This is a genomic window from Streptomyces sp. DT190, from assembly GCF_049846985.1.
Lineage (GTDB): Bacteria > Actinomycetota > Actinomycetes > Streptomycetales > Streptomycetaceae > Streptomyces.
Genome location: NZ_JBNCNM010000031.1, coordinates 56343 through 80856 on the forward strand (window position 1 = coordinate 56343; position 24514 = coordinate 80856).

Annotated in this window: 12 protein-coding genes; all 12 read left to right on the forward strand. The window is 73.5% G+C overall.

Annotation, left to right across the window (positions count from 1 at the left end; all coding sequences use genetic code 11):
• Positions 1 to 32: 32 nt before the first annotated feature.
• Entirely contained in the window at positions 33 to 1541 is a 1509-nt protein-coding gene (locus ACPXCS_RS36050) for an MFS transporter (RefSeq protein ID WP_425952092.1), read from the forward strand.
• A 130-nt stretch (positions 1542 to 1671) separates the two neighbouring features.
• Positions 1672 to 13419 carry an amino acid adenylation domain-containing protein gene (locus ACPXCS_RS36055; protein ID WP_425952091.1) on the forward strand — a complete coding sequence of 3916 codons (11748 nt, stop codon included), beginning with the start codon at positions 1672 to 1674 and terminating at the stop codon, positions 13417 to 13419.
• 41 nt (positions 13420 to 13460) lie between these two features.
• Positions 13461 to 14318, forward strand: a complete 858-nt coding sequence (locus tag ACPXCS_RS36060) for an alpha/beta fold hydrolase (RefSeq protein WP_425952090.1) — start codon at positions 13461 to 13463, stop codon at positions 14316 to 14318.
• A 2-nt stretch (positions 14319 to 14320) separates the two neighbouring features.
• Positions 14321 to 15604: a cytochrome P450 gene (locus ACPXCS_RS36065; RefSeq protein WP_425952089.1), complete on the forward strand. Its 1284-nt coding sequence runs from the start codon at positions 14321 to 14323 to the stop codon at positions 15602 to 15604.
• A gap of 32 nt (positions 15605 to 15636) precedes the next feature.
• Positions 15637 to 16140: a DUF3291 domain-containing protein gene (locus ACPXCS_RS36070; RefSeq protein ID WP_425952088.1), complete on the forward strand. Its 504-nt coding sequence runs from the start codon at positions 15637 to 15639 to the stop codon at positions 16138 to 16140.
• An 87-nt stretch (positions 16141 to 16227) separates the two neighbouring features.
• Positions 16228 to 16752 (forward strand): DinB family protein, encoded by a 525-nt coding sequence (locus tag ACPXCS_RS36075; RefSeq protein ID WP_425952087.1) that lies wholly within the window; start codon positions 16228 to 16230, stop codon positions 16750 to 16752.
• 65 nt (positions 16753 to 16817) lie between these two features.
• The gene (gene ccrA / locus ACPXCS_RS36080; protein ID WP_425952086.1) at positions 16818 to 18149 is read left to right on the forward strand and encodes a crotonyl-CoA carboxylase/reductase; all 1332 of its coding nucleotides are present in this window, start codon (positions 16818 to 16820) and stop codon (positions 18147 to 18149) included.
• Between the two features lie 3 nt (positions 18150 to 18152).
• Positions 18153 to 19175 carry a 3-oxoacyl-ACP synthase III family protein gene (locus ACPXCS_RS36085; RefSeq protein ID WP_425952085.1) on the forward strand — a complete coding sequence of 341 codons (1023 nt, stop codon included), beginning with the start codon at positions 18153 to 18155 and terminating at the stop codon, positions 19173 to 19175.
• Positions 19172 to 20038 carry a 3-hydroxybutyryl-CoA dehydrogenase gene (locus ACPXCS_RS36090; protein WP_425952084.1) on the forward strand — a complete coding sequence of 289 codons (867 nt, stop codon included), beginning with the start codon at positions 19172 to 19174 and terminating at the stop codon, positions 20036 to 20038. The genes ACPXCS_RS36085 and ACPXCS_RS36090 overlap by 4 nt, the downstream gene beginning before the upstream one ends.
• A gap of 56 nt (positions 20039 to 20094) precedes the next feature.
• Positions 20095 to 21276, forward strand: coding sequence for a macrolide family glycosyltransferase (locus tag ACPXCS_RS36095; RefSeq protein WP_425952083.1), 1182 nt, complete (start codon positions 20095 to 20097; stop codon positions 21274 to 21276).
• Between the two features lie 203 nt (positions 21277 to 21479).
• Positions 21480 to 22688, forward strand: coding sequence for a cytochrome P450 (locus ACPXCS_RS36100; protein WP_425952082.1), 1209 nt, complete (start codon positions 21480 to 21482; stop codon positions 22686 to 22688).
• Positions 22689 to 22762: 74 nt separating this feature from the next.
• Entirely contained in the window at positions 22763 to 24406 is a 1644-nt protein-coding gene (locus ACPXCS_RS36105; RefSeq protein WP_425952081.1) for a glycoside hydrolase family 1 protein, read from the forward strand.
• Positions 24407 to 24514 lie beyond the last annotated feature (108 nt).

A 24514-nucleotide genomic window follows, 5' to 3' on the forward strand; every position in this document is an offset into this window, starting at 1 on the left:
CCGCCGCCGACGTTCACGAAGGAGCCGCCGCCATGGCCATGGTCGAGGGTCCAGACAGGCAACGACACACCACCCGCCCGGGCAAGGCAGCACCGGCGGGCCCCTCACGCCGGCGGTGGGCGGTGCTGGCCGTGCTGGGCGCCGCCTCCTTCTTCGACGGCCTCGACGCCAACATCATCGCCGTGGCCCTGCCCAGCATCCAGCGCGAACTGGGCGGCGGCTTCTCCATGGCGCAGTGGGCGGTGGCCGGCTACGCGCTGGCCACCGCGGTGCTGCTGATCACCGGCGGGCGGCTGGGCGACATCTACGGCACCCGCCGCGTCTTCCTCATCGGCATCGCCGGCTTCACCTGCAGCTCCGCCGTGGTCGCCGCGGCGAGCAGCCCCGAACTGCTGGTGGCCGGCCGAATCGCCCAGGGCGCCATGGTGGCGCTGATGCTTCCCCAGTCCATGGCCGTGGTCAAACAGCAGTTCCGCCCCGAGGAGTGGGCGATCGCCTCCGCCGTCACCGGACTGGCCATCAGCGCCGGCAGCATCGGCGGCCCGGTGGTGGGCGGTTTCCTCACCGACCTCGACCTGTTCGGGACCGGCTGGCGCGCCATCTTCTGGATCAACGTCCCCATCGGCGCGATCCTGCTGGCCTGCGCGCTGCGGGTGCTGCCCGAGAGCCGCGCCGAGCAGCGCCCCACCCTCGACACGCCCGGAGCGGTGCTGGTGGCACTGGCCTCCCTGGCGCTGATGTTCCCGCTGGTCCGCGGCTCCGAACACGGCTGGACAGCCTGGTCCTTCGCTCTGATCGCCCTCTCGCTGGCCCTGTGGCTCGCCCTGGCCGCCCACCAGCGGCACCGCGCGGCCAGGGGCACCGACGTCCTCATCCCCCCGGCGCTGTTCCGGCAGCGGGCCTTCACCGCCGGACTGGCCGCGGCCCTGCTCACCTTCGCCGGGGCGACCTCCTTCACCTTCCTGCTCACCTACTACCTCCAGTTCGGCCTGGCCTGGTCCTCCACCCGGACCGCGCTCGCCGTGGCCGCCGTCCCGCTCGGGATCGCCCTGGTCTTCCAGATCGCCTGGAAGCACGGCCCCGCCCGCCCCCGGCTCTTCGTCACCTGCGGAACGCTGACGATGCTGGCCGGCGCCCTGTGCATGGCGGGGCTGGCCGCCGCCGGGCGGAGCGACTTCACCTCGCTCGCCGCCGTGGCCTTCCTGCTCGGAGCGGGCACCGGACTGACCTCACCGGTCCTCACCGCGGTCCTGCTCGGCTCCCTCACACCACGCGAGGCGGGCGCCGGAGCCGGCGTCATCTACGCCTCCACCCAGTTCGGTTCCGCCCTGGGCATCGGGGTCATCGGCGCGGTCTTCTTCGGCGGCCTGGGCGGCACGAGCACCGCTACGGCCGGGGACGGACACACCGCAGCCCGCTACGGCGACGCCCTGGGCACCGCGGTGCTGTGCACCGCCGCCGTCTTCGCGCTGGTCGCCGTGGTGGCCCGCGTCCTGCCGCGCCAGGGAGCCGAGCCCACCGGCGATCCGGCGCCGCTCTAGTGCGAGCGCCCAGTCTGGCCCTGGGAGAACGGGGCCGGCCGGGCGCCTTGCGGCCGCGGCCACGAAGCCCGGTTCCCACCGGGACACACCAGTGCCCACCAATGCCGGAGAGGCGACACGGATGGCGGAGATGAGTACCCAGGCCACTCAGGAACGTCTGCAGCGGGCGATGGCCGCGGTGATGCGGCTGCAGCAGCGCAACGAGGAGCTGGAGAACCGGCACAGCGAGCCGGTCGCCATCGTCTCCATGACCTGCCGCCTGCCCGGCGGCATCACCACACCGGAGGAGTACTGGCGGCTCCTGGCGGGCGGCGAGGACGCCATCGGCCCCTTCCCCGAGCGCTGGGACGCCCTGGACCTCTACGACCCCGACAGCGACACCCCGGGCAAGAGCTACGCCCGCGAAGGCGGCTTCCTCAACGCCGTGGACCACTTCGACGCCGACTTCTTCGGCATCACCCCCCGCGAAGCGCTGTCGATGGACCCCCAGCAGCGCCTCGTTCTGGAGACCGCCTGGGAGGCCCTGGAACGCGCGGGCATCCTGCCCGCCAGCCTCAACGGCACCCGCACCGGCGTCTACGTCGGCGCCATGCGCTCCGACTACGACACCGTCCTGGCCGACCTGCAGGCCCTCGACGGCTACCAGGGCACCGGCATCTCCGGCAGCGTCATCTCCGGGCGCCTGTCCTACCTGCTGGGCCTGCGCGGCCCGGCCGTCACCATCGACACCGCCTGCTCCTCCTCACTGACCGCCCTGCACATGGCCGCCGCCGCCCTGCGCGCCGGGGAGTGCGAGCTGGCCCTGGCCGGCGGCGTCACCGTCATGAATTCCCCCGCCCTCTTCGTCGAGTCCAGCAGGCTGGGCGCCGTCGCTCCCGACGGGCGCTGCAAGAGCTTCTCCGCCGCCGCCGACGGCGGCGGCTGGTCCGAGGGCTGCGGCATGGTGCTGCTGAAGCGGCTCTCCGACGCCCAGCGCGACGGGGACCGGATCCTCGCCGTGATCCGCGCCTCCGCCGTCAACCAGGACGGCCGCAGCCAGGGACTGACCGCCCCCAACGGCCCCGCCCAGCGCCAGGTCATCGAAACGGCCCTGGCCGCCGCCGGGCTGAACCCGCAGGACATCGACGCCGTCGAGGCCCACGGCACCGGCACCCCGCTCGGCGACCTCATCGAGGCCGGAGCCCTCTGCGAGGTCTTCGGCCCCGGACGCAACCGCGAACGGCCGCTGCTTCTGGGCTCTGCCAAGTCCAACATCGGCCACACCCAGGCCGCCGCCGGTGTCGCCGGGGTCATCAAGATGGTCCTCGCCCTGCAGCACCAGACACTGCCGCGCACCCTGCACGCCCAGGAGCCCAGCCCGCACATCGACTGGGAGCGCCACCACCTGGCCCTGCTCACCTCGCCGGTGACCTGGCCGCGCACCGACCGCCCGCGCCGGGCGGGGATCTCCTCCTTCGGCATCAGCGGCACCAACGCCCACCTGATCCTCGAAGAGGCCCCCACCACCGCGGGCCACACCCCCCACGGGGCACCGGCCCCCACCGCCGACCAGCTGCCCATCCTGCTCTCCGGACGCGACCACAAGGCGCTGCGGGCCCAGGCCTCCCGCTGGGCCCGGTGGCTCACCGACCACCCCGGCCAGCCCCTCACCCCGCTCGCCCGCGCCGCCGCCGTGCACCGCACCCACCACCCGGCGCGCGCCGCGGTCCTGGCCGGCGGCGCCGAGGAGGCCGCCCAGGCGCTGCGCGCCCTGGCCGCCGACCAGGAGGACGAACGCGTCACCACCGGCACCGCCGCCCCGCGCGGCAAGGTCGTCTTCGTCTTCCCCGGCCACGGCAGCCAATGGCGCCACATGGGCAGCACCCTGATGGCCGACTCCGAGGTGTTCCGCCAGGCCGTCGCCGAGTGCGACGCCGCCCTGCACCCCTGGACCGGCTGGTCGGTCGCCGACCTGCTGCGGGCCGAAGAGGACGACACCACCACCCCCTTCACCCGCCTCGACGTGCTCCAGCCCGCCCTGTTCACCATGGCCATCGGCCTGTCCGCCCTCTGGCGCTCCCTCGGCCTGCAACCCCAGGCCGTGGTCGGCAGCAGCCAGGGCGAGGTCCCCGCCGCCGTCGTCGCCGGAGCGCTGAGCCTGAAAGACGCGGCCCGCATCGTCGCCCTGCGCAGCCAGGCCCTGCTGCGCGAGTGCAGCGGACAGGGCGCCATGGCCCTGCTCGACCTGCCCGTCACCGAGGTCGAGGACTTGATCGCCCCCTACGGCGACGCCCTGAGCATCGGCGTCGTCAACACCGCCCACTCCACCGTCGTCTCCGGCGACCCCGAGGCCGTCGACGCCCTCCTGGCCACCATGGAAGGCCGCGACGTCTTCGTCCGCAGACTCAAGGCGGACGCGGCCGGGCACTGCGCCCACGTCGACCCGATCCTGCCCGGCCTGGCCACCGGCCTGGCCGACCTCACCCCCCGCAGCTCCCACCTGCCCTTCTACTCCAGCGTCACCGGCGGCCTCCTGCCCGGCGACCGCCTCGACGGCGGCTACTGGTGCCGCAACCTGCGCGAGCCGGTCCGCATGGACCGCGCCCTGGACCAGCTCATCGCCGACGGCTTCGGCGTCTTCGTCGAGGTCAGTGCCCACCCCGTCCTGGGCATCCCGCTGGCCCAGGTCACCTCCGCCTCCGGCGGCACCTCCACCGCCACCCTCCGCCGCGAGCGCGGCGGCCTGGCCACCGTCCTGGGCTCCCTGGCCGCACTGCACGTCCAGGGCCACCCGGTGCAGTGGTCCCACGTCCTGGGCGAACAGGACCGCGCCACCCTCCCCGAACTGCCCGGCTACGCCTTCCAGGGCCGCCGCCACTGGTTCGACGGCCCCCTCACCACCCCCACCGCACGCCCCGCCCCCACCACCGCCCCCGAGGACGCCCAGGCCGACCCGGCCACCGGCCTGACCGCCCGCCTGGCGGCGCTGCCCGAACAGCAGCGCGCCCGCGCGCTGAGCGAAGTCGTCCAGCAGGAGACCGCCGCCGTGCTGGCCGCCCCCGAACCCGTGACGGCCGACACCCGCTTCCGCGATGTGGGCTTCGACTCCATCCTCGCCCTGCGCCTGCGCAACCGCCTGAGCAGCCTCCTCGGCAGGGAACTGCCCGTCGGCCTGGTCTTCGGCCACCCCACGCCCGGCGACGTCGCCGCCCACCTCCTGAAGGAAGTGACCGGCACCCTCGAGGTGCCCCGCGGGCCGCACCTGCAGCGCGCCACCCGGCGCGACGTCCACCCCGCGACCGAGGGACAACGCCGCCTGTGGTTCCTGGAGCGGATGAACCCCGGCTCCGCCCAGTACAACGCCCCCGTGTCCCTGCGCCTGCCCCGCCCCGCCGACGAGGCCGCCCTCGCCCAGGCCCTGCGCTGGCTGATGGAACGCCACGAGGCGCTGCGCACCGCCCTTGAGATGCGCGACGGAGAACTCCTCCAGATCGTCCACGAGGTCGGCGACGCCCCGCTGCAGCGCGAGGACTTCACCGCACGCACCGAGCAGGAGACAGCCAGGCGGCTCGCCCGCGAAGAGCGCGCACCCTTCGACCTGAGCGCCCCCACCCTGCTGCGCTGCCTCCTGCTCGACGTGGACGGCGGCGAGCAGATCCTCAGCATCACCACCCACCACGCCGTCAGCGACGGCTGGTCCCTGGCCGTCCTGCTGGACGAACTGCACCACGCCTACCAGCAGTTCGCCGCCGGCTCGGCACCCCACCACGAACCGGTCACCCACCACCTCGGCGACTACGCCGCCTGGGAGGCCCGCCGCCTGGCCGAAGGCGCCTTCAACCCGGCCCTGGACCACTTCCGCGACGAACTCGAGGGCATGGGCCGGCTGGAACTGCCCCGCACCGAAAGCGGCCACGACCACGGCGACGGCACACTGCGCTTCACCCTCCCGCCCGCCCTGCACGCCCGCGTCGAGGAACTGGCCGACCACGCCGAGGTCACCCCCTACACCGTCTACGCCGGCGTCTTCGCCCTGCTCCTGGCCCGCCACAGCGGCCAGGAGGACTTCGGCGTCGGCACCATCTGGGCCAACCGGCTGCAGGCCGAACTCGCCACCACGGTCGGCTTCCTCGTCAACACCCTGCCACTGCGCTTCGACCTGCGCTCCACGCCCACCTTCGCCCAGCTGCTCGCCGACACCTCCCGGCGGACCCTGGACCTCATGCGCCACCAGGACGTCCCCCTCACCGAGGTGCTGCGCGTCGCCGGGGGCGAGCGCACCGACGGGCACAACCCGCTCTTCCGCGCCCTGTTCAACTACCGCGCCGACTCCCTGCCGCCCCTGGGCCAGGGCGACGACGCCTGGACCCTCACCCCCTTCAGCAGCGTGGCAGGCAACCCCCAGGGCATCGCCAAGACCGAACTCGGCCTCACCCTCGCCCCCGGCACCGACGGCGGGATCGACGCCGAACTCGAGTACCAGGCAGCCGTCCTCACCCCCGCCGGCGCCGCCCGCATGGCGGCCGGCTTCCGCACCCTGCTGCAGGCGGCACTGGACGCCCCCGGCCGGCCCGTCGGCGAACTGGACGTCCTCGACGCCCAGGAGAGGGACTGGCTCCACCGGCGGGGGAGCGGCACCACCGGCGCCGCCACCGAGCACACCGCACTTCAGCTGATCCTCCGCCAAGCAGCCGCCACCCCCGACGCGGTGGCCCTGGTCACCACGCAGGAAGAGCTCAGCTACGCCGCACTGCTGACCCGCGCCACCACCCTCACCGGGCGGCTGCACGCGGCCGGAGTGGGCCCGGGCGACCTGGTCGGCGTCCATCTGCCCCGCAGCGCCGACCTGGTCGCCGCCGTACTCGCCGTCTGGATGTCCGGCGCCGCCTACGTCCCCCTGGACCCGCAGTACCCGGCCGCCCGACTCGACCACATCATCGACGACAGCAACCTGCGCGTGGCCCTGACCACCCGCGCCGCAGCCGCCGCCGTCGAACGCGACGGCGTCACCGTCGTCCTGGCCGACGCCCCCGGCACCGCAACCCCCACCACCGAGCCCCAGGGGCGGGCACCGGCAGCGGCGGACCTCGCCTACGTCATCTACACCTCCGGCTCCACCGGCCGCCCCAAGGGCGTGATGCTGCAGCACGCCCAGTTCACCAACTTCCTGGCCGCCATGGACGAACAGATCGGCGGCGGCACCGGCGACACCTGGATGGCCGTCACCAGCCTCTCCTTCGACATCTCCACGGTGGAACTGCTGTGGACGCTGACCCGCGGCTACCGCGTCCTGCTCGCCGACGGCAACCCCGCCACCTGGGCCTCCTGGCTGCCCTACGCCCCCACCCACCTGCAGTGCACCCCCTCACTGGCCCGCATGCTGCTCGCCGACGACGACGGCCGCGCCGTCCTGGCCGGCCTGGAGCACCTGCTCGTCGGCGGCGAGGCACTGGATGCGACCCTCGCGCACAAGCTGCTGCACCACTGCGGCGGGGCACTCACCAACATGTACGGGCCGACCGAGACCACCGTCTGGTCCGCGGCCTGGCGGGTCACCCCGGGCGAGGTCTCCCTGGGCAGCCCGCTGCACGGCAACGCCCTGTACGTCCTCGACGAGCAGCGCCGCATGCTGCCACGAGGCAGCCAGGGCGAACTGTGGATCGGCGGAGCAGGGGTGGCCCTGGGCTACCTCGGCCGCGACGAACTGACCGCCGAACGGTTCCTCACCGACCCCTTCGCCACCGCACCCGGCGCCAGGATGTACCGCACCGGGGACCTCGTACGCTTCCGCGACGACGGCAGCCTCGCCTTCCGCGGGCGCGCCGACGCACAGGTGAAACTGCGCGGGCACCGGATCGAACCCGGCGAGATCGAACACGTCGCCGCCCAGGCCCCGGCGGTGGCCGACTGCGCCGTCGTGGTCCGCGAGGACGTACCCGGCGACCCGCGGCTGTGCCTGTACTGGGTGCCCGCACCCGGCGCCGCCGACCAGGACACCGCCCTGGCCGCACACCTCGCCGACCGCCTCCCCTCCTACATGCTCCCCGCCCACCGCCAGCAGGTCGGCGAACTGCCCCACACCCCCAACAAGAAAGTCGACCGGGCCGCGCTGCTGCACCTGCCCGCCCCCGGCCACACACCCGCCCCCACCGCCGCGGCACCCGCCGACGCCGACGGCCGGCCCGACCAGGCCCGGCTGGAGGAACTGATCGCGCAGTCCTGGGCCTCCGTACTCGGACTGGCCGAGATCGACCCCGACCGGGGCATCTTCGAACTCGGCGCCAGCTCGATGACCGCCCTGACCGTGCACGACCTGCTCAGCACCGCCCTGGGCCGGCAGTTCCCGCTCTCCGCGATGATCCGCTACCCCACCGTGCGCCAGCTCGCCGCCTTCCTCCACCACGGCACCGCCCCCACCACCACACCCCGGGCCCAAGCCCCGCACGGCCCGGCGGACGACGACGCGGTCGCCGTCGTCGGCATGGCCTGCCGCCTGCCCGGCGCCGCGGGACTGCACGCCTACCACCGCAACCTGCAACAGGGCGTCGAATCCGTCACCCACTTCACCGACGAGGAACTGCGCGCCGCCGGAGTGCCCGAGGAGGACCTCCTCGACCCCCGCTACGTACGGGCCCGCGGCGTCACCGAGAACGTCGACCTCTTCGACGCCGGCTTCTTCGGCTACGCACCGGGCGAGGCCGACGCGATGGACCCCCAGCACCGGCTGCTGCTGGAATGCGCCTGGGAGGCGTTCGAGGACGCGGGCATCGTCCCCGGCGACATCGACGGCAAGGTGGCCGTCTTCGCCGGCTCCGGCTACGGCGGCTACCCGCAGCAGCCGAGCGAGGACATGTCGGCCTTCTACCGCAACATGATCGGCACCAAGGACGACTACCTCGCCACCCGCATCTCCCACAAACTCGACCTGCGCGGCCCCGCCCTCACCGTCCAGACCGCCTGCTCCACCGGCCTGGTCGCCGCCCACCTGGCCCGCCAGAGCCTGCTGCGCGGCGAATCCGACGCGGCCCTGGTCGGCGCCTCCTCCCTGACCTTCCCGCTGGTGAAGGGCTTCGTCCACCAAGAAGGGCTGGTCCTCTCCCCGGACGGCCACTGCCGCGCCTTCGACGAAAAGGGCGCCGGCACGGTCCTCGGCAGCGGTGTCGCCACCGTGCTGCTCAAACGGCTCTCCGACGCACTCGCCGACGGAGACCGCGTCTACGCCGTGCTGCGCGGCAGCGCCGTCAACAACGACGGCGCCACCAAGGCCGGGTTCACCGCCCCCAGCGTCCCCGGCCAGGCCGCCGTCATCGCCGAGGCCCAGGCGGCCGCCGGCATCGGCCCCGCCGACATCGGATTCGTCGAGGCGCACGGTACCGCCACCGCCCTGGGCGACCCCATCGAAGTCCAGGCACTGCAGCAGGTCTTCGGCTCCCAGGAGCGGCCACGCCCCTGCGCGCTCGGCTCGGTCAAGACCAACATCGGGCACGCCGACGCCACCGCCGGCCTCGCCGGACTGATCAAGACGGTCCTCGCCGTCCACCACGGCGAGCTGGTGCCCAGCCTCAACTACGAAAGCCCCAACCCCGAACTCGGCCTGGACCCGGCCCTCTTCGAGATCAACACCCAGCTCAGGACCTGGCCGCAGGACACCGGCCCGCGCCGCGCCGGCGTCTCCTCCTTCGGCATCGGCGGAACCAACGCCCACGTCGTCATCGAGCAGGCCCCCACCACCCCCGGCGAACCCCACACCCCCGCAACCCAGGCCGAGGCCGAGGCCGCCCGGGCCGAACCGGGCACCGCCACCGCCCTGCCCCTGGTCGTCTCGGCACGCGATGGCCACGCCCTGCGCGACCAGGCCCGCCGCTGGGCCCGATGGCTCCAGGACCACCCCCACGTGCCGCTGCGCGACATCGCCCACACGGCCGCGCAGCGCCGCACCCACTTCACCCAGCGGGCCACCGTCACGGCCGCCGACCACGAGCAGGCCGCGGCCGCGCTCACCGCCCTGGCCGAGGACCGCTCCCACCCGGCCCTGGTCCGCGCCACGGCACGACGACGGGGCCGTACCGTCTTCGTCTTCCCCGGCCAGGGCACCCACTGGCCCGCCATGGGCCGTGACCTGCTGGCCTCCAGCCCCGCCTTCGCCGAGACGGTCGACGCCTGCGACACCGCCCTGCGCCCGCACACCGGCTGGTCCGTGCGGGAACTCTTGGCAGGGCACGCCCTGCACCGCGACGGCACCCCGGTGGAACTCGACCGGCTCGACGTGTCGCTGCCCGCCCTGTTCACCATGTACGTGGCGCTCGCCGCCGCCTGGCGCGAGCACGGCCTCGAACCCGACGCCGTCGTCGGCCACAGCCAGGGCGAGATCGCCGCCGCCGTCGTCTGCGGCGCCCTGTCCCTGGCGGACGGCGCCCGCATCGCCGCCCTGCGCGGCCGCGAACTGGCCCGGATCGAAGGCACCGGAGCCATGGCCTTCGTCGAACTGCCCGTGGACGAGGTCCGCGACCGGCTCGCCCCCTACGGCGGCGCCCTGTCCGTCGCCGTGGTCAACACCCCCCGCTCCACCGTCGTCGCCGGAGACCCCGAGGCGCTCACCGCACTCCTGGACGCCCTCGACGACGAGGACGTCGTCTGCGGCACGGTCGGAGCCCAGTTCGCCGCCCACAGCCACCACATGGACCCGCTGCTGCCCGTCCTGCACACCCTGCTGCAGCAGATCCGGCCCGGCACCGCCCGCATCCCCTTCTACTCGACGGTCACCGGCGGCCTCCTGCCCGGCGACCGCCTCGACGGCGGCTACTGGTGCCGCAACCTGCGCGAACCGGTCCGCCTCGACCTCGCCCAGCAGGCCCTGCTCGACGCCGGACACGACGTCTTCGTCGAGGTCGGCCCGCACCCCGTGCTCACCATGGCGCTCACCGAGGGCGACCCGCGCACGCTCGCCGTCGGCACGCTCCAGCGGCAGCGGGGCAGCGCCACCGAACTGCTGCGCACCCTGGGCACCCTGCACGCCCACGGACACCGCGTCGACTGGGCGCGCGCCTTCACCACCACCCACCCCGCCCGGCCCACCCCCCGCGTCGCGGACCTGCCGCCCTACGCCTTCCAACGCCGCCGCCACTGGATCGAACCCGCCCAAGCGGCCGGCTCCCCGGATGGCACCGACACCTCCGCCTTCTGGCAGGCCGTCGAGGAAGGCCGCCCCGACCGGCTGGCCGACCTGCTCAAGGCCCCCGAGGAACTCCACGGCACCCTCGACACGCTGCTGCCGCTGCTGGCGTCCTGGCAGGACCGCAGGCAGACGGACGCCCTGACCGCCTCCCTGCTCTACGAAGAGACCTGGGAGCCCAGGCCGCTGCCCCTGCCCGCCCGCCTGACCGGCCCCTGGGCGCTGGCCGTGCCCGCCGGCCCCGCCGGTGAACTCGCCGACCAGGTGCAGCAGGCCCTGACCGCCGCGGGCGCCCAGGTCCACCGCCTCGACGCCGGCAGCGACCGCGCCCGGCTCGGCGCCGCCCTCACGGCCCTGCAGCCCGCCCCCCAGGGCATCCTCACCCTCGCCTCCCTCGACACCACCCCCGCCGCCGGCGGCACCACCCACGGACTGCTCGCCACCCTCACCCTGGTCCAGGCCGCCGCCGACGCCGGACTCGAGACCCCGGTGTGGGCGCTGACCCGCGGCGCCGTCGACACCACCGGCGACGGGCCGCTACCGCACCCCGAAGGCGCGCTCGTCGCCGGACTGGGCCGGGCGCTCGCCCTGGAAGACCCCGTCCGCTTCGGCGGCGTCATCGACCTGCCCGCCGGGCCCGACCACGCCCTGCCGGCCCACTGGGCCGACCAGCTCGCCGCCGTCCTGTGCGCCCGCGACGGCGAGGACCAAGTGGCGGTGCGCGCCGACGGCCGCCACGTGCGCCGCCTGCGCCGCGCCGCCACCCCCGAGCCCACCACGCGCTGGACCACCCACGGCACCGCCGTCATCACCGGTGGCCAGGGCTTCCTCGGCCGCCACCTGGCCGGATTCCTCGCCGAACGCGGCGCCGAGCACATCGTGCTCGCCTCCCGGCGCGGCGAAACGAGCCAGGAGGCCGAAGAACTGCGCACCGAACTCGCCGCCCGGGGCGTGCAGCTGACCGTCACCGCCTGCGACGTCACCGACCGCGCCCAGGTCGACACGCTCCTGGCCCAGGCGGAACGCCCCGGCCGGCCGCTGCGCTTCGTCGCCCACCTCGCCGGCGCGACCGGCATGGCACCGTACACGGAGCTCACCGCCGAGGAAGCCGCCCGCACCACCGCGGCCAAGGTCCTGGGCGCCACCCACCTGCACCAGGCCCTCGGCGCCCGCCCGCTCGACGGCTTCGTGCTGTACGGCAGCATCGCCGCCCTGTGGGGCGGGGCAGGGCAGGCCGCCTACAGCGCCGCCAACGCCGCCCTGGACGCCCTCGCCCGGCACCGCCGCGCGGACGGCCTGGCCGCCACCGTCCTGCACTGGGGCGGCTGGGCCGGGGGAGGCATGCTGAACGAGGAAGCCGACCGCACCGCCCGCTCCCGCGGACTGCTGCCCCTGGCACCGCACCGCGCCCTGCGCGCCCTGGGAAGGGTCCTTGACGCCGCAGGGACCGCCGTCGGCGTCACCCGCACCGACTGGTCCCTCTTCGCCCCCGCCTACGGCGCGGCCCGCCGCCGCCCCCTCCTGGACACCATCGAGGAGGCACGGGCCGCCGCGGCCGGGCCCGGCGCACCGCAGGACACCTCCGCCCTGGCCGCGCTGACCGCCCGCCTCACCGCCCTGTCCGGCCAGGAGCGGCTGCACACCCTGGCCGACCTGGTCCGGCAGGAGACCGCCACCGTCCTGGGGATGGCCGCCGCCGACCTCGACACCGCCACGCCCCTGGCCCACCTGGGCTTCAACTCGCTGATGGCGGTGACCGTGCGGGGCGAGCTGACCCGGCGCACCGGACTGCCCGTCACCTCCGAACTCCTGCTGCGCCGGCCGACCTGCGACGCCGTCGCGGCCGACCTGCTGGAGCTGCTCGACCTCGGCGACCCGCCCACCACCGGCCCCGCCCGAGACGCCACCCCAGCCGTGGACACCACCGGAGCCACCGGCTGGCTGCGGGTGCTGCGGCCGGCCGCGGCCGAACCCCGCGCCCGCGTCCTCGCCGTCTCCGGCATGGGCGGAACCACCGGCGGCCACCTGCCGCTGGCCGCCCATCTGCCCGCCGACATCGAACTGCTCGGCGTGCAGATGCCGGGCCGCGAAACCCGCGCGGCCGAACCCCACGCCACCGACATGATGGCCGTTGCCGACCAGGTCGTCGCCGCCCTCGCCGAACCCGGACGGCTCGATGCGCCCCTCGTCCTGTACGGCCACAGCCAGGGGTCCTGGCTGTGCTGGGAAGTGGCACACCGGCTCGCCAACCGGCCCGGCGTGGCACCCTTCGCGCTGCTCCCGGTCTGCGGGCTGCCGCCCATGGCCCAACCGACCCAGGCACTGAGCCGGCTCGCCGAACTGATCACCGACCGCGACGAGGCCCCCGACCCGGCCGAGGCCGCACCGGCCCTCGCCGGGGTGCTCCCGCCGGAGGTGCTCAACGACGAGGAACTGCTGGCCGACTACCTCCTGCGGCTGCGCTGCGACGTCCAACTGGCGGAAAACCACCGGGCCGTGCTGCGCGGCTTCACACGGCCCGCACTGGACATCGCGCTCTTCCCGGTCGAAGCCGGCGCCGACCCGGTCCTGCCGCGCGGCTCGATGCAGGTGTGGTCCGCGCTGACCACCGGCGACTTCGCGATGCGAAGCATCGACGGCACACACTCCGCGCCGCTCGACAACCCCGCCGCCCTCGCCGCCGAGATCACCCGCGCCCTGGCCCGGATCACCCCGCCCGACGCGTGACAGCTCCACCCCGACCAGCCCCACCCACACGGAGGACCGAAGTGCCCACCACCGCACGCGCCGACGGCGCACTGATCCACCACGAGACCCACGGCCGCGGCTTTCCCGTGCTGCTGCTGCCCCCCACCGGCGCCGACGGCGCCACCGGCGAACCCGACTGCTTCGAGGCGGTCCGCGCCTGCGGCACCCACCGCCTGATCACCACCGACCGCCGCCACACCGGAGGCAGCACCGCCCCCCTGGCACCGTTCTCCTACGCCGAGGCCGCCGCCGACCAGCTCGCCGTCCTCGACGACCTCGGCGTGCCCAGCGTCCACGTGGTGGCCTCCGGCGACGCAACAGCGCTCGCCCTGCGGCTGGCCCACGAGGCACCCGGCAGGATCACCTCGCTCGTCCTGCACGCCCCGGTGGGCCGGGACTCCACCAACACGCTCGGCTCGTTCCACGCCCCCTACGACGAGGCCATGCGCCTGGCGCGGGCCGAAGGACTGCAAGGCGTCCTTGAGGCCGCCGCCCGCGACGGACGGTTCGGCGCCGAACCCGGCGCCGGGCCCTTCGCCCAGCAGCTCCACGACGACCCCGCCTCGCGCGAGCAGCTGCTGTCGCTGCGCCGCGAGCGCTACATCGCCGCGCTGGTCCGCCACCGCGACGGCGTGTGGCCCGACGACACCCCCTACTTCTCGGTCCCCGAAGCCTGGGTGCGCACCTGCGACACGCCGATGCTGATCCTGCCCGGCGCCGACGAGCGGCACCCCGAGGGCCTGGCCAAGACCCTCGCCGCCGAGGCCGGCCGGGCCCAGCTCCTCGACCCCGGCCACGACGCGCCGCAGAACCGGGCCCGCACCGGCGAGATCCTCACCCGCTTCCTGACCGAGCACACGCCCCGAGAAAGCCGCTGACCATGCTGACGCTGAACACCCTGGACATCACCGACGAGCGCAAGTGGGCCGAGCACGGCTACCCCTACGCCGAGTGGGACCTGCTGCGCCGCCAGGCCCCCGTCTTCTGGTACCAGCGAGCGGGCTTCGAACCGTTCTGGGTCCTGACCCGGCACGAGGACATCGCCGCCGTCTCCCGCGACACCGCCGTCTTCGCCAGCTCCCAGCGCATGACCGTCGACCCGCCCGACGCCATCGAGATGCTGGAGGGCGAGCGGGAACTGCGCGCCCAGATGTTCGGACACAGCCCCGACGACTCGCAGGCGCTCAGCGACATGGACGCCCCCCGCCACCGCCACCTGCGCCAGATCATGGCCCCCTCCTTCACCCCCAAGGCCATGGCCGCCCTGCGCGAGCGGTTCGACGAACTGGCCGCCGGCTACGTACGGGAGCTGACCGGCCGTCTGGACAGCCACGGCGAGGCCGACGTGGCCCGCCACCTCGCCGCCCGCCTGCCCGTCGCCGCCATCTGCGAGCTGGTCGGGGCGCCCGCCGAGGACTGGGACGACATCTTCGAGTGGACCGAGGGCACCATCGGTGCCGCCGACCCCGACTACCAAAAGGACGGCGAGAGCGCCGAGGAGGCGTTCCGGCGCAACATGGGAGCCCTCAACGGCTACATCGTCCAACTCGTCCAGAACCGCATGGCCGACCCCTCCGGCACCGACCTCGTCAGCCGCCTGGTGCAGGCCCGCATCGACGGCGAGGCGATGCAGCTCCACGAGATCCTCTACGCCACCTTCAACCTGCTGATCGCCGGCGTCGGCACCACCCGCAACTCCATCACCGACGGCATCCGCGCCCTGCTCGCCCACCCCGACCAGCTCCAGGCCCTCGTCGACAACCCCGCCCTGACCGAGCAGGCGGTCGAGGAGATCCTGCGCTGGAGCGCCGTCGCCCCCCACTTCGTACGGACCTGCCTGAAGGACACCGAGATCGGCGGGCAGCTCATCCGCAAGGGCCAGACGGTGGCCCTGTGGTACCCCTCCGCCAACCACGACGACACCGTCTTTGAGGACCCCTACCGCTTCGACATCACCCGCGAGCACAACCCGCACCAGTCGTTCGGCGGGCACGGCCCGCACATCTGCCTGGGACGCCACCTGGCGCGCCTGGAGCTGAACGCCATCCTGCGCGCGGTACTGCCCGTCCTGCCGACGCTGCAGACGGTCAAGGAGCCCGAGATGAGCGTCCAGCACCTCCAGGCGACCGACTACAAGCGCTTCATCGTCCGCAAGCGGCCCTGACCGCGGCGCACCCGGAGCACGAAGGACACCCCATGCGTGACATTCCCACCACCCTGCACGAGCTGGCCACCGGCGACGAGTCCGACCTCCAGGTCGTCCTGCCCTGGACCGGACCCGCCGTCGACCCGGCGACCGGTGCCCTGCGCGAGCCGCTGCCCGAGCAGTACCTCATCGCCACCTCCGTCGGCTGGCCCAAGCCCGGCCTGGAGGAACTCGGCGGCAAACTCAACGGCGCCATCCTGGAGGAGCTGTGGACCCGCGAGGGCCTGCTCGCCGCCTCCGTCGCCGTCTCGCCGAACAACTTCAACGCCTCCCGCAACCTGGTGCTCTGGCGCGACGAGAACGCCCTCAAGGGCTTCCTCCACTCGCCGGTCCACCTGGACGCCGCCCGGCAGACCCGCGGCCTGATGTTCGACTGGGAGGGGACCAACTGGATCGGCACCGACCGGGCCGCCTTCCCCACCTTCGCCGAATCCCGCGCCCGCCTGGACGCCGTACGCGCATCGGGCCAGAGCCCCTACGCCTCCCACGGCTGACCCGCGCCCCCGCCCACCGGCCCGCCCCCCCCGGAGGGGCGTGTCCCGGCCCACCCACCGAGCGACTGCGAAAAGAGACCGACCGCCATGACCACCGCCCCGCCCCAGACCCCCGCCCTCAACTCCCACCTCGTCGAGGCCCTCGACGCCGGATACGAGCTGGTGGTGATGCTCGCCGACGGCTTCGACGACGACAACGCCTTCGCAGCACCCGAGGGCCACATGCCCCTGGCCTGGTTCCTGGGCCACCTCGCCTGCGCCAAGGACTACTTCTCCACCATCCACCAGGGCTGTGAGAAGGCCGTCACCGAGGAGTTCTCCGACAACTTCGCCGACGGCGCCGACACCAACTTCACCATCGTCCCGCCCCTGCAGGAGATGCTCACCATCTACAAGGCGGCCCACCAGCGCATCCGCGACTTCGTCCTGCACATGACGCCCGAGGACTTCAGCCGCAAGACCCCCCTGTTCCCCGACGAGAACATGGGCGAGTACGCCGAGCGCTTCCGCACCCTCGGCCAGGCCCTGGCCCTCACCCAGATGCACGACTCCTTCCACGCCGGCCAGATGGCCAAGCTGCGCCTGGCCCTGGGCATGGAGTCCCCGGTCTGACCCGACGTCACCCCCCCGGCACCGCCAGGGGCCCCCGCTCGTCCGCTGAGGAAGGAAAGATCGACATGGACGCACTCGCCCAGGCGGCGCTCCGCGGCGCACCGCCCGAGGAACTGGCCGCCCTGCCGGTGCCCGACCGCTTCCGGGCGGCCCACACCCGCGCCGAGGACATCGCGATGTTCGACGCGGTGGAGGACAAGGACGTACGCAAGTCCCTGCACGTCGGGGACGTGCCCATGCCCGAACTGGCGCCCGACGAGGTGCTGCTGGCGGTGATGGCCAGCTCGGTCAACTACAACACGGTCTGGTCGGGGATCTTCGAACCGCTGCCCACCTTCGACTTCCTCAAGGCATACGGGAAACAGGGCCGCTGGCAGGCCCGGCACGACCAGCCGTACCACGTGCTGGGCTCCGACGCCGCGGGCGTCGTCGTCCGAGTCGGCGACGGGGTGCGGCGGTGGAAGATCGGCGACCACGTCACCGTCAGCCCCGTCCAGGTCGACGACCAGGAGGCCGCCGCCCAGGACGACAGCATGCTCAGCGAGGGCCAGCGCGCCTGGGGCTACGAGACCAACTTCGGCGGCCTCGCCGACTACACCGTCGTGCGCGCCAGCCAGCTCGTGCCCAAGCCCGGCCACCTCACCTGGGAGGAAGCCGCCAGCGCCACCGCCTGCGCCGGCACCGCCTACCGCATGCTCGTCAGCGACAACGGCGGCCGGATGAAACAGGGCGACGTGGTGCTCGTGTGGGGCGCGGGCGGCGGCGTCGGCGCCTACGCCGTGCAACTGGTCAAGCAGGGCGGCGGCATCGCCGTCGGCGTCGTCAGCTCCGACGCCAAGGCCCAGCGCCTGCGCGACCTGGGCTGCGACGTGGTCATCAACCGCTCCGAGCTGGGCATCGGCGACGGCGACGGCACCGACCCCCGACAGGTGATCGAGGCCGGCAAGCGGCTCGGCCGCATCATCCGCCGCGAAACGGGCGAGGACCCCCACATCGTCTTCGACTGCATCGGCCGGGCCACCTTCGGCATCTCCATGTTCGTGCTGCGCCGCGGCGGCTCCCTGGTCACCTGCGGCTCCAGCACCGGCTACCTCCACCAGTACGACAACCGCTACCTGTGGATGAAGCTGAAGCGGATCATCGGCTGCCACGGCGCCAACATGCAGGAGCAGTGGGAGAGCAACCGCCTCATCGACATCGGCCGGATCATGCCCACCCTCTCGCGTTCCTTCCCGCTGAAGGAGATCGGCGAGGCCGCCCGCCTGGTCCAGAAGAACGCGCACATGGGCAAGATCGGCGTCCTGTGCCTGGCCCCCACCCCCGGCCTCGGCGTCACCGACCCCGCCAAGCGCGCCCGGCTCGGCGAGGACCGCATCAACCCGCTCAAGGGAGCGTGAGAGATGTCCGCCTCCACCCCACCGCCCCGGCCCGCCACAGGAATCCTCGCCACCGGCTCCTACGTGCCCACCGCCGAGGTCACCAACGCCGAACTGGCCGCGCGCTTCGACGTCACCGAGGAGTGGATCGAGCGCAAGACCCACATGCTCACCCGCCGCTACGCGGCACCCGACGAGGCCACCTCCGACATGGCCGTCCACGCCGCCCGCGCCGCCCTGGAGCAGGCCGGCATCGGCGCCGACCGCATCGACTACCTCATCGTCGCCACCACCACCCCCGACAGCGCGGTCCCGCCCGTGGCCACCCTCGCCCAGCAAGCGCTGGGCGCCCACCGCGCCGCCTGCTTCGACCTGAACATCGGCTGCAGCGCCTTCGTCCACGCCCTCACCGTCGCCCAGGCCCTGCTGGCCCTGCGCCCCGGCGCCCACGCCCTGGTCATCGGCGCCGACACCTGGTCGCGGTTCACCGACCCCCAGGACCGCAGCACCGCCGTCCTGCTCGGCGACGCCGCCGGCGCGGTGGTCCTCGGCCCGGTCCCCGAGCCGTACGGCATCCTCGGCCACGACCTGCTGGGCCACGGCGCCGACGCGCCGCTGCTGGTCATCGACGCCGGCGGCAGCCGCCGCCCGGCCTCCCACACGAGCGTGGACGAGGGCGGCCACACGCTGCGGATGAACGGCCGCGGAGTCATCGAGTTCGTCATGACCCACGTCCCGCCGTCCATCAAGGAAGCCCTCGGCGCCGCCGGCGTCGGCCAGGAACAGGTCCGCCACCTCGTCCCGCACCAGGCCAACGGCGCACTGCTGGGACAACTGGCCGCCGCCGCGGGCCTGCAGGACGCCACGCTCCACACCACCCTGGAGCGCTACGGCAACTCCGGTGCCGCCTCCATCCCCGTCACGCTCGACCACGCCCACCGCGCCGGCTCCCTCGCCGACGGCGACCTGGTCGTCCTCTCCGGCTTCGGCGGCGGCATGGCCGTGGGCACCGCCCTGCTGCGCTGGTACGCGGGCGGCACACGATGAGCGCCCCGGCGTTCGAACGGATCGGCGTGCTCGGCGGCGGACTGATGGGCACCGGCATCGCCGAGGTGTGCGCCCGCGCCGGTGGCGAGGTCCGCGTCGTGGTCACCACAGCGCGCTCACGCCAGGCCGCCCGGGCCCGGCTGGAGGGCTCCCTGGCCGCCGCCGCGGCCAAGGGACGGCTGTCCGCGCAGGAACACCAAGCGGTGCTCTCCCGGGTCTCCTTCGGCACCGAACTGGGCGCACTCGCCGACCGCCAGCTGGTGGTGGAGTCGGTCACCGAGGACGAGGCCACCAAGGTCAAGCTCTTCCGTCAGCTCGACAGCCTGCTCACCGACCCGGACGCCGTCGTGACCACCAACACCTCATCCCTGCCGGTCACCCGCCTGGCCGAGGCCACCGACCACCCCCAGCGCCTGCTGGGCACCCACTTCTTCAACCCGGTCCCGGCCATGCCCCTGGTCGAGATCACGGCCACCGCACACACCCCGCGCCCGACGGTGGCACGCGTCGCCGCGTTCGTCACCCAGGCACTGGGCAAGGAACCCATCCACTCCACCGACCGCGCCGGATTCGTGGTCAACGCCCTCCTCGTGCCGTACCTGCTCTCGGCGGCCCGCATGGCTGAATCCGGTCATGCCGATGCCGCCGACATCGACAAGGGTATGACCCTGGGGTGCGGCCACCCCATGGGGCCGCTCCGCCTCGCCGACCTCGTCGGCATCGACACCCTCCGGGCCGTCGCTGCCGGACTGTACGAGGAGAGCGGGGACCCCGCCTACGCGCCCCCGCAGATCCTCACCCGGATGGTGGAGGCAGGCCACCGCGGCCGCAAGACGGGCCGCGGATTCCACACCTACACCTGACACGACATCACCCACCCCCGCCACCAACCCCCCAGCAGCACCGAACAAGGAGAAACATGGCTCACATCGCCTTCTTCAACTTCCCGGCCGTCGGCCACGTCAACCCGACCCTCGGGGTGGTCGAGGAACTGGTGAAGCGGGGCCACCGGGTGACCTGCACGGCCACGGAGTTCTTCGTCCCGGCCATCAAGGCCGCAGGCGCCACGCCCATCGTCTACGAGTCGCCGTTCGGCGAGTTCTACCGCAGCCCCTACAACGAGGAGACGATGGCCGGCGAGGGCCTGCGCTGCCTCGAGGAGGCCATCGCCCTGCACAAGCAGGTCAGCGGCTACTACGGCGAGGACCGCCCGGACGTCGTCGTCCACGACTTCATGGCCTGGGGCGCCCGCTTCTACGCCGCCGAGCACGACCTGCCCGCCGTACGCCTCTTCCCCTCCTACGGCGTCAGCGAGACCTTCAACATCGCCCAGAAGTTCCCCTGGTCCGCCCCGGACGACCCCAAGATCCTGGAGATGGTCCAGCGGCTCACCGCCCTGCTGCCCACCTTCGGACTCCCCGGCGACATGGGCGCCTTCGTCACCGACGTGGCCAAGACCGGCATCATCTTCCTGCCGCGCGAGTTCCACTACGAGGGCGATACCTTCGACGAGCGCTTCGTCTTCGCCGGCCCCAGCATCAAGGACCGCTCCACCTTCCAGGGCTCCTGGGAGCCGAAGTCGGCCGACCGGCCCGTCCTGCTGATCTCCCTGGGCACCGCCGCCACCGGCTGGTCGGAGTTCTTCTCCCTGGCACTGCGGGCGTTCGGCGACTCCGACTGGGACGTGGTCATGGCCGTCGGCGACCACATCGACCCCGCCGAGCTGGGAGAGGTTCCGGCCAACTTCGACATCCGCCGCCACGTGCCGCAGCTCGACGTGCTGCGCCACGCCCGCGTCTTCCTCACCCACGCCGGCATGAACAGCACCATGGAGTCCCTCTACCACGGCGTGCCCATGGTCGCCGTGCCGCAGATGAACGAGCAGCGCGCCAACGCCCTGCGCATCGAGGAGCTGGGACTGGGCCGCCACCTGCCGCGCGAGGAGGTCACCGCCGACAGCCTGCGCGCATCCGTGGACGCCGTCGCCGCCGACCAGGCGGTCGCCGAGCGCGTACGCACCCTGCAAAAGACCCTGCACTCCCTCGACGGGGCCGTCGTGGCCGCCGACGCCGTGGAGAGCCGCCTGGCCGCCACCGACTGACCGCACGCCCGGCGAGCGAGCAGCCCGCGCCCCCGCACCACCGGGGCGCGGGCTGCTCGGCGTCCGGGCCCCGGCGTTCCCTCCTGGACGCAGGCTCCAGTCCGCATCAAGCCCGGTGGGCCAGTCTCGGTGCGGACACCGGTGCGCGGCCCCCTGCCCGCCCTCCGGTGGGCACCGCGAGCTTCCGCCCCGATGGAGTAGACGTGTCAAACTTCCCCCCCGGCCCGGTCAGGCTTCCCACCGAGCGGCCCTCCGCCTTCGATCCGCCCGCCGAACTGGCCGCACTGCAGCGCACCTGCCCCGTCGCGCGGATGGACTTCCCCGACGGACACCAGGGATGGCTGGTCACCAGCTACCCCGAGGTGCGCTCCCTGCTGGCCGACCCCGAGTTCAGCGCCCGCCAGGAACTGCACCACCACGCTCCCTACGACCACCCCTTCGGCAAGGAGCCGATCCGGCCCGCGGAGCCCGGCTTCTTCATCGGGATGGACGCCCCCGAGCACAGCCGCTACCGGCGGCTGGTGGCCGGGCAGTTCACCAAACGGCGGATCACCCGGCTCGCCCCCCGCGTCGAGGAGATCGCCCAGGCGTGCCTGGACGCCATGGAGGCCGGCGCCACCCGCGAGGCCGACCTCGTCGAGCAGTTCGCCCAGCCCATCCCCGCGCTGGTCATCTGCGAACTCCTCGGCGTCCCGCTCGAGGACGCGGACCGCTTCCACGGCGCCATCCGCCGCTTCTTCTCCCTCGGCTCCGACGCCGAGGAATCCCGGGCCGCCTACCTCGCCATCCTCGACTACGTCGGTGAACTGGTCACCCGCAAACGCGCCCACCCCGGCGACGACATGATCAGCGGCCTCATCGCCCGCGAGGAGCTGACCGACCAGGAACTCGCCGGGATCTCCCTGCTGCTGCTGGTCGCCGGCTACGAGACCACCGCCAACATGATCGCCCTGGGCGCCTACGCCCTGCTCACCCACCCCGACCAGCTCGCCCTGCTCCGCCAGGACCCCTCCCTGGCCGACAACGCGGTGGAGGAACTGCTGCGCTACCTGCCGCTCTTCCGCTCCGGCGGCATGCGCGCCGCCACCCGCGACACCGAGGTCCTCGGACGCCACGTCAAAAAGGGCGACTGCGTCGTTTTGTCCCTGGCCGCCGCCAACCGCGACCCCCAGCGCTTCGGCGCACAAGCCGACCGCCTCGACCTGCGCCGGCCAGCCACCGGCCACGTGGCCTTCGGCCACGGGCCCCACCAGTGCCTGGGCAGCCAGCTGGCCCGCCTGGAGATGCGGATCGCCTACACCGCGCTGCTGCGCCGGCTGCCCGACCTGCGGCTGGCCGTCCCACCCGAGGAGGTGCCGCTGCGCGACGACATGGTGATCCACGGGACGCACCGGCTGCCGATCGCCTGGTGAACCGCCGCCCGCACGGCGGCTGCCATCCACCCGACCGGGCCGGAGCGAACCGGCCGTACCTCAGGGAAGCGAACGTGACGATCTTCTTCAGCAAACGCGGGCACCGCACGGGCGTGCTCGTCGCCGCACTCGCCCTGCTGACCCCCCTCGCCATCGCGGCCGGGGACGCACAGCAACAGCACAGCCGCAAGCCCGCGGCCACCGCCTTCCCCGCCCCCGGCCCCCTCGCCGCCCCCTCGGGCAAGGGCGGCTTCCGCTTCGGCGTCGCCAGCGCGGCCACCCAGATCGAGGACCGCAACACCACCACCGACTGGTACCAGTGGACCGCCCCGCAGCCCCAGGGCATGGGCCGCAGCCCCTTCGTCGGCGACGCCGTCGCCGGCTACACCCGGGCCGTCGAGGACATCGACCTCATCGAGGACATGAACCTCGACGCCTACCGCTTCAGCATCGAGTGGGCCCGCGTCGAGCCCGCACGCGACCGCATCGACGAAACGGCACTGAAGCACTACAGCGACTTCATCGACGCGCTGATCGACCGCGGCATCCGCCCGATGATCACCGTCCACCACTTCTCCAACCCGCTGTGGGCCGACGACCCGCGCGACGCCGGATGCGCCGCCGGCCCCTCCGACACCAACCTCTGCGGCCTCGACCACCCCGAAGGCGGCCCCCAGGTGGCCAAGGAGATGGCCGAGTTCGCCCACCTGCTCGCCGAGCGCTTCGGCGACCGGGTCGACGAATGGGTCACCATCAACGAGCCCATGGTCTACATGCACTTCGCCCACGCCTTCGGCGCCGGCCCGCCCGGCAAGGCCAACCTGGTCGGCGACTTCGACCGCTACATGGGGGCGCTGCGCAACCTCGTCGACGCCCACACCCGCATGTACAGGGCGATCAAGGCCGCCGACACCACCGACGCCGGCACCGGCGCCCCCGCCGCCGTCGGCCTCAGCATGAGCGCCAAGCAGTACATACCCGTGCGCGACGGCCGGATCAGCACCGAGCAGCGGGACATCGACGCCGCCGGGCGCATGCGGCACTACTTCGAGTGGAACATCATGGACGCCCTGTGGAAGGGCGGCTTCGACAGCGACCTCGACGGCGTCCCCGACGAGCGGCACCCCACCTGGCGCGGCGCCGTCGACTTCCTCGGCATCCAGCTCTACGAGCGGATCGGCGTCTCCGCCCCCGCGGACACACCCTCACCGGCCACCTTCCCCGTCGTCAATGCCGACGTGTGCACCACCGCCCCCTGCCTGCCCCCGCGCCACGCGACCTTCTTCGTCCCCGACATGAACTACGAGTCCGACCCGGCCGGCCTCTACTCCGTCCTCAGCGACTACGGCAAGCGCTACCGCAAGCTCCCGCTCACCGTCACCGAGTCCGGCATCGCCTCCGACTCGGGCAAGCGCCGCGCCGAGTTCACCGTGCGCGCCCTGGAGCAGATCGAAAAGGTCCGCCGCGAAGGCGTCGACGTCCGCGGCTACTACCACTGGAGCCTCATGGACAACTTCGAGTGGCTCGGCGGCTACGGCGCCCGCTTCGGCCTCTACGCCGTGGACCGCACCACCATGGAGCGCACCCCCACCGAGGCGGCCGAGGTCTACGGCCGGATCGCCGGATCCCGCGCCCTCAGCGCCGACCTGCGCCGCCAGTACGGCGGCGACGGGCCGATGACCCCCGAACCGGCCGGCACCGCAGCCGGCACACCCTGAGCCCGGCCTGAGCCCGGCCTGAGCCCGGCCTGAGCACCGCCCGGCACGCACAGCCCCGCCATGCCCCCGACCGCCCCGCCCCGCCACGCCCCCGACCGGGGCGCCGGG

What these genes read in the sequence shown, in the direction of transcription:
- ACPXCS_RS36050 (WP_425952092.1), top strand. Translation starts at nt 33, where the DNA reads ATGGCCATGGTCGAGGGTCCAGACAGGCAACGACACACCACCCGCCCG.
- ACPXCS_RS36055 (WP_425952091.1), top strand. Translation starts at nt 1,672, where the DNA reads ATGAGTACCCAGGCCACTCAGGAACGTCTGCAGCGGGCGATGGCCGCG.
- ACPXCS_RS36065 (WP_425952089.1), top strand. Translation starts at nt 14,321, where the DNA reads ATGCTGACGCTGAACACCCTGGACATCACCGACGAGCGCAAGTGGGCC.
- ACPXCS_RS36070 (WP_425952088.1), top strand. Translation starts at nt 15,637, where the DNA reads ATGCGTGACATTCCCACCACCCTGCACGAGCTGGCCACCGGCGACGAG.
- ACPXCS_RS36075 (WP_425952087.1), top strand. Translation starts at nt 16,228, where the DNA reads ATGACCACCGCCCCGCCCCAGACCCCCGCCCTCAACTCCCACCTCGTC.
- ccrA (WP_425952086.1), top strand. Translation starts at nt 16,818, where the DNA reads ATGGACGCACTCGCCCAGGCGGCGCTCCGCGGCGCACCGCCCGAGGAA.
- ACPXCS_RS36085 (WP_425952085.1), top strand. Translation starts at nt 18,153, where the DNA reads ATGTCCGCCTCCACCCCACCGCCCCGGCCCGCCACAGGAATCCTCGCC.
- ACPXCS_RS36090 (WP_425952084.1), top strand. Translation starts at nt 19,172, where the DNA reads ATGAGCGCCCCGGCGTTCGAACGGATCGGCGTGCTCGGCGGCGGACTG.
- ACPXCS_RS36095 (WP_425952083.1), top strand. Translation starts at nt 20,095, where the DNA reads ATGGCTCACATCGCCTTCTTCAACTTCCCGGCCGTCGGCCACGTCAAC.